A 6,474-nucleotide genomic window follows, 5' to 3' on the forward strand; every position below is an offset into this window, starting at 1 on the left:
CCGCAAGGTTCTCGGCCAGGTAGAACAGCACCTGCGCGCGGTTGTGGGCGGTGCTCTTGCTCCACCCCTTGGCCTTGTGCGCCGCCTCTACCGCGTTGCGCACGTCCTTGCGGTTGCCCAGCCCCACGTCACCGATCAGCCGGTCGCCGGGGCCGTAGATGGAGAGCGCATAGCCGCTGTCCGGTCGCGCCTGCTTCCCGCCGATGTACAGCTTGGCGGTGCGGTCGATGGGCGGCAGCACCGGGCCGGCGCCGTTGCCGCGCTGCTTTTCGGCGCGCGCGGGCCTGGCCTTGCGGTCGTCGCGGCGGGCGGGGGCGCCGCCGTTCTTGCTGGCGATCTCCCAGCGCGGCTTCACGTATTCGTACAGCCCTTCCTTGCCGCCCTCGCGCCCGAAGCCGCTCTCGCGGTATCCGCCGAAGCCCGACGCGGCGTCGAACAGATTGGTGCTGTTGATCCACACCGTGCCGGCCTTGATCCTGGGCGCGATGTCCAGGGCCAGGTTGATGTTCTCGGTCCACACGCTGGACGCGAGCCCGTAGACCGTGTTGTTTGCCAGCTCCACCGCTTCGGCCGGCGTGCGGAAGGTCATCAGCACCACGACGGGGCCGAAGATTTCCACCTGCGCCACGCTGGACGACGGCGACACGTTGGTGAACAGCGTCGGCGGATAGAAGCATCCCTCGGTGGGGCAGCTCCACGACGGCTGCCACATCTGCGCGCCCTCGTCGGCGCCGGCCTGCACCAGCTTGCGGATCTGCTCCAGCTGCACGGGGGCCACGATGGCGCCGATGTCCACCGCCTTGTCCAGCGGGTTGCCCACGCGAAGCGTTTCCATCCGCTCGCGCAGCCGCTGCGTCAGCTTTTCGGAAATGCCCTCCTGCGCCAGGATGCGGCTGCCGGCGCAGCACACCTGTCCCTGGTTGAACCAGATGGCGTCGACCACGCCCTCGACCACGCTTTCCAGGTCGGCGTCGTCGAAGACGATGAAGGGCGACTTGCCGCCCAGCTCCAGCGACAGCTTCTTCCCCGTTCCCGCCGTGGCCACGCGGATGATGCGGCCCACTTCGGTCGATCCCGTGAAGGCGATCTTGTCCACGTCCGGATGCCCGACGATGGCCGCGCCCGTGCGCCCGTCGCCGGTGACCACGTTCACCACGCCCGGGGGGAGCCCCGCGTCGCGGCACACCTCGGCGAAGAGCAGCGCGGTGAGCGAGGTGAACTCCGCCGGCTTGAGCACCACCGTGTTCCCCATCGCCAGCGCCGGGGCGATCTTCCACGCCATCATCAGCAGCGGGAAGTTCCATGGGATGATCTGCCCCACCACGCCTACGGGCACCTGGTCCGCCAGCTCCGTGTCCATCAGCTGCGCCCACCCGGCGTGGTGGTAGAAGTGCCGGGCCACCAGCGGGATGTCGATGTCGCGCGACTCGCGGATGGGCTTGCCGTTGTCCATCGTTTCCAGCACGGAGAAGAGCCGGCTGTGGCGCTGGATGTGGCGGGCGATGGCGTACAGGAACCGGGCGCGCGCATGGCCGTCCAGCGCCTGCCAGCCGGGAAGCGCCTCGCGGGCGGCGCGCACCGCCGCGTCCACGTCGGCCTCGCTGCCCTGCGCGATGCGCGCCAGGGGCTGGTTCGTCGCCGGATTGGTGGTGTCGAAGAACTCGCCGCCCTCCGGCTCGCGCCACTCGCCGCCGACGAAGTGCCGGAAGGTGCGGCCCCGTTCCTCCAGCCAGTCCACCGCGGGCGAGGCGCTCTCGGGGGCGGGGCCGTATTCCATGGTCTCGAAGATTTCGGCGATGCTCATCGGTTACTGCGGGACTCGGGGTGACCGCGGGCCGCGTCCCGGACGCGCGGCAATACCCTCAATCTATCGCCCGCGCGCGTTTTCCGCACGAACGACGGCCCCGGGTCGCGCAAGAGCCCGCGGCCGCCGTTCCTTTCCGGCATCCACTCAGGCCGGCTGTGCGGCGCGCTCCGTGGCGGGAAGCGTCGGCAGGTGCACGATGGGGCTGCGAGGCTCGATGATCTGCCGGATGCTGAACGACGTGGACGGCGACGCGTCCCGGGCGCCGGTTTCGGCGTCGCCGCGCGGGGCGATGATGCCGGCCATCAGTTCCGCGGATCTGGGGTCCATGGGAGTCCTCCGGGGTGGGATGAGGGTGAGGATTCCGCGGCGGCTTGCGTCGACGCCGGGGACGCGGTTTGGGCCCGCATCAGGCGTGCCCGTCCATGGTAGGTTCGCGTCGGATCAGACGCGCGTGCTCTAGCGTGGGCTACGCGTCGTCGGGCAGGTCGAACAGGCCCAGCTCGCCCGGCGCGGCCTTGCGCGGCTTCTTCTTGCGCGGCGGCGGGGGCGCCGCTGGCTCCAGCAGGAAGTCGATCTCCGCATCGGCCGCGTCCAGCGACCGATACGCCGCGCGGCCCGCACGCTTGAGGATCGCCAGCGCCTCCTGCACCTGCTCCGGCGTGAGCCCCGAATCGGACAGGGTCGCGAGCAGGTCGGGATAGGTGACGAGCGATCCGCAGTGGCGGGCGTGGAGATCGTCAGCCACGGCGCGAAGGTCCGGGCCGCGCGGCTTCGGTTCCACTGGTGGCGGCGGGACCGGAAACAGATCGAGCGCGATGGGCGGCTCGACCACCTCGGGCTCGGGTTCCGGCTCGGGATCCGCGGCGGGGCTGGCCGGAGGGAGCGGGTCCGCACCGCCGTCCGCGATGGCGCCGTTCAGCTCCAGCACGTGTGCCGGACTGGACGTGGCGAGCAGGAGATGGATGGCTTCCGCCCCGCTCCCCAGCCGCTGCGCGCGGACGATCCGCCCCTCCCCCGCGCCGACGATCAGCTCGCGGTAGCGATCCACGACGTCGTCCACCGCCGCGTCCGCACCGGCCCGCCGCACCGCGTCGCGCCAGGCGGCGAGCCATACGTGCCGTCCATCGCCCAGCAATGCCGAGCACCCTTCCACCAGGCGGCGGATGTTGGGCGGAAAGTCGGCGATGGGGCCGCTGACGCGGGCCTGCTTGTGAAAATCCTCCGCTGGAAAGCGCAGAAGCAGCTCGGTTTCCGCCCGCGAGGCGATCGGCCGAAGCGCCGTCCACGGCAGGGCCCGCGCGCTCAGCGGCGCCAGGCGCACCAGCGCGGCGGAATCGCCCATCGCGTCCGCAAGCCCCGCCGCGAGGGCCACGAACGAGGACTCGACGAGACCGATCTCCCCCGGTGCGATCGAAGCGACGTCGCGCGTCCGCCGCACCCGGCCGGCCATGCCCATCCTCTCCAGCTCGTCCTCCAGCCGTGCGAGCAGCCCCGGGTCTTCGTCCGCGAGCACGACGCGGATGCCATCCACCGTATCCGCCATCGCACGGACAGACGCGATGGCGCCCGCCTCCACCGCCGCCCCCCGAATCGCCGCCCGCTGCAGGTCCGCGCCGGCGAACGCATCCACGAACCATGCGGGGGACGGCTCCACCGCCGCACCCTCGGCCTCCGCCCGGCGCACCTGCGCACGCGCCCAGCGGCCGGCGTAGCCGCCCGCGATGGCGCACGAGAGCAGTTGGGGATCGGGAGACGCGGAAGCGGTCACGGCGCGCGGTGGAAGGTCAGGGAGAAACGCGCACGTAGGTTACGCCCGCACAAAAGCCGAAGCAAGTGGAAGCCGAGAACACCGCCCGGGTGCGGCACCTCGCATGCCACACGGCGGCTGGCTTGCGCCGCCATCATCTCGCCCTAGCTTCTGTGCCGCCCGCTCGAAAGTTCCGTCCGCTCCGGGAAGCTCGTGGACCCGCATCCGCCTGCCCGTCCAGTGACCAACCTCGCTCCCGCCGCCACGTCGCCCGAACGTGCGCGCCGCCCCGGCAACGGAATGCGAGCGCTCGCCGCGATCGGTGCGGGCGTGCTCGCGGTGGCGCTGACCATTGCGCTCGCCGAGTTCCTCCCGCGTTCGATGTTCCTGTTCGCGTACGTGGCGGTGATCGTTTCCGCGTGGTACGGCGGCTCGTGGCCGGGGCTGGCCACGGGCGTCATCTGCGTCATGGGAATCAACTACTACCTCGTCCCGCCGCTCGGGGGCTTCGTACCGGAAGATCCCAAGGACCTCGTGCCGCTGGTGGCGTTCGTCGGGGTGTCGTGGCTGGTGGGCACCACGACCGAGTCGCTGCAGCGCGCCCGTGACGCGGCGCGGGAGGCGGCCGCCGAACTGGAATCGGCCAACCAGCAGCTGCAGGAGCAGGCCCTGGAGGTCGAACTGGCGAACGCGCAGCTGCAGGAGCAGGCGACGGAGATGGAGATGGCGCACGAGGAGCTGCAGGCGACCGCGGAGGAGCTGGAGGAGCGTACCCAGGCCGCGGAGCTCGCCGGGCGCGAGGCGCAGGAGGCGCGGGCTCGGGCGGAGGAAGCCAACCATGCCAAGAGCATGTTCCTGGCGACCATGAGCCACGAGCTGCGCACGCCCCTGAACGCCATCGGCGGATACGTGCAGCTGATGGAGATGGAGATCCGCGGGCCCATCACACCCGAGCAGCGCGAAGACCTGGGGCGCATCGATCGCAGCCAGCGCCACCTGCTGGGGCTGATCAACGACGTGCTGGACTTCGCGACGACCGAGGCGGGAAGCGCCAGCTATGCGCGGGAGCCGGTGATGCTGGACGGGGTGATGGACGAGGTGCAGGGCCTGGTCCTGCCGCAGCTCTCCGAGAAACAGCTGGCCTACGACGACAGCTCCGCGCGCTGCGGCGCGGTGCTGCTGGCGGACCGCTCGCGGCTGGAGCAGGTGCTGCTGAACCTGCTATCCAACGCCATCAAGTTCACGCCTGCCGGCGGGCGGATCGAGGTCTCGTGCCAGCCGACGGCCGACACCGTGGCCATCCGCGTGCGCGACACGGGCATCGGCGTTCCGGCCGACAAGCTGGACTTCATCTTCCACCCGTTCGCCCAGGTGTCTGCCGGGTTCACCCGTACCGCGGGGGGAACGGGGCTGGGTCTGGCGATCAGCCGTGACCTGGCCCGCGGGATGGGCGGAGACCTCGTCGCGGAAAGCACGCTGGCCGAGGGCTCCACCTTTACCCTCACGCTCCCCGCGGCTCCGCTGAGAGCCACGAACGTCGATTCCGCGGAGATGCCGTAGTTACCACGTGGTCAGCGGGCCCAGCTCCGCCTCCACGTTCCCCATCGCGCTGAAGTAGAAGCGCTTCCCCGTCCCTCCCCAGAGCACGCCGGCCAGGGTCGCCTCCCCGCCGCGCCAGGCGAACACGGGGCCTCCGCTGTCTCCCCCCTCCGCTTCCGCGTCGACCACGTCCTGGCAGAGGAGGGTGACGTCGGTGCCGTCGACGTTCACGTGGACGCAGGTGGCGGCGACGGCGCCGAACGTCCACCCGGTTTCCGCGCCCACCTTGTCCAGCATCTCACCCGCCACGGGATAGGGACTCTCGCCCGCCACGCGCAGCGTCCCCGCGACCTCTCGCGAACCCGGTTCCGCCGTTCGCGCGATGGCGGGATCTGCCACGTGGCCGGGAGCGTAACGGAACCGCGCGGCGTCGCTGTACCGGCAGCGGCGGTCCGCGGGGCAGGCGCCGCCCCGGAACATCAGGGGATCGGCGGTTTCCATCCCCAGCAGCTCCGATTCACCCGGCTGCTGGTGCACGGTGCGGTCCGTCCGGCCCTGCACCCGCGAACAGTGCGCCGCGGTTACGTATCCGGCATCGTCCAGCCCGAGCACGTTGAATCCCAGGCTGCACTGCACGATGGTGGATAGATCTGAAGCGAAGCTCACCCGGTAGCCACCGGGAACCAGGGGACCGGCGGCGTCCGCCAGGCGGACGAGCGGGCGGAGCGAGCGCTCGTCGGAAAGCACCAGGGCTTCGAGGGGAACGCCCAGCCGGACCGCCGCCGCAGGCACGGCCAGCCGCGCCTCGTTCGTCCACACGCCGATCCGCACGCGGTTGAACGCCTCGTCCGCGTCCACGAAGACGACGCCGGGCATGGGCAGTAGCGCCATCAGCCGGTCGCGCCAAGCGGCGAGCTGGGAAAACGAGTATCTGCCAGCGAGCACGCGCAGCTCTCCCGTGCGCCGGTCGCGCGCGGAGGGCGTGCGTTCCGCGAGCACCCGCGCCAGCACGACGCGGGCGGCAGGCGCGCTCCCGGGCTCCGCGACGTACGCGGCCACGGCACCGTCCGCGGCGAAGAAGTAGCCGCCGAAGCCGGGCACCTCGCGCTCGATCTCCACGAAGCGCGCCTCCACCCCGCGAACGTCGCCGGCTTCCGCCCGGTCAGACGCTTCCACGGGGGTGGTCGTCGGCACGCTTTCGCAGGCGGCCAGGGCGATGGCAGCCACGACGGCGAGAAGAGAGGAGCGGAGAAGACGCATCCGGAGAGCCTGTCACCGTGCGGAACGAAAACCGGGAGCCTACCCGCAGGTACGACTCCCGATCCCCGATAGTTCCATCCGTCCCGCCACCGCGCGCTACCGCGTCGACATCGCGCCCGCC

5 protein-coding genes are annotated in these 6,474 nt (G+C 71.2%); 1 reads left to right on the plus strand and 4 read right to left on the minus strand.

Features of this window, described 5'->3' with window-relative positions:
• The 3 genes from VIB55_RS18765 to VIB55_RS18775 all read right to left on the minus strand — a co-directional run.
• The coding region (locus tag VIB55_RS18765) for an aldehyde dehydrogenase family protein (RefSeq protein WP_331878202.1) at window positions 1-1,804 on the minus strand (1,804 nt) is incomplete at its 3' end.
• Between the two features lie 147 nt (window positions 1,805-1,951).
• On the minus strand, window positions 1,952-2,134 hold the full coding sequence (locus VIB55_RS18770; RefSeq protein WP_331878203.1) for a hypothetical protein: 183 nt from the start codon (window positions 2,132-2,134) through the stop codon (window positions 1,952-1,954).
• Between the two features lie 139 nt (window positions 2,135-2,273).
• On the minus strand, window positions 2,274-3,575 hold the full coding sequence (locus VIB55_RS18775; protein WP_331878204.1) for a hypothetical protein: 1,302 nt from the start codon (window positions 3,573-3,575) through the stop codon (window positions 2,274-2,276).
• Between the two features lie 219 nt (window positions 3,576-3,794).
• Here VIB55_RS18775 and VIB55_RS18780 point away from each other — a divergent pair, with 219 nt between their 5' ends.
• Window positions 3,795-5,114 carry an ATP-binding protein gene (locus VIB55_RS18780; protein WP_331878205.1) on the plus strand — a complete coding sequence of 440 codons (1,320 nt, stop codon included), beginning with the start codon at window positions 3,795-3,797 and terminating at the stop codon, window positions 5,112-5,114.
• On the opposite strand, the gene VIB55_RS18785 is transcribed toward VIB55_RS18780, so the two are convergent.
• Window positions 5,115-6,353, minus strand: coding sequence for a hypothetical protein (locus VIB55_RS18785; protein WP_331878206.1), 1,239 nt, complete (start codon window positions 6,351-6,353; stop codon window positions 5,115-5,117).
• Window positions 6,354-6,474: the final 121 nt, after the last annotated feature.

Source organism: Longimicrobium sp. (assembly GCF_036554565.1).
Classification (GTDB): Bacteria; Gemmatimonadota; Gemmatimonadetes; order Longimicrobiales; family Longimicrobiaceae; genus Longimicrobium.

What these genes read in the sequence shown, in the direction of transcription:
- VIB55_RS18770 (WP_331878203.1), bottom strand. Translation starts at nt 2,134, where the DNA reads ATGGACCCCAGATCCGCGGAACTGATGGCCGGCATCATCGCCCCGCGC.
- VIB55_RS18785 (WP_331878206.1), bottom strand. Translation starts at nt 6,353, where the DNA reads ATGCGTCTTCTCCGCTCCTCTCTTCTCGCCGTCGTGGCTGCCATCGCC.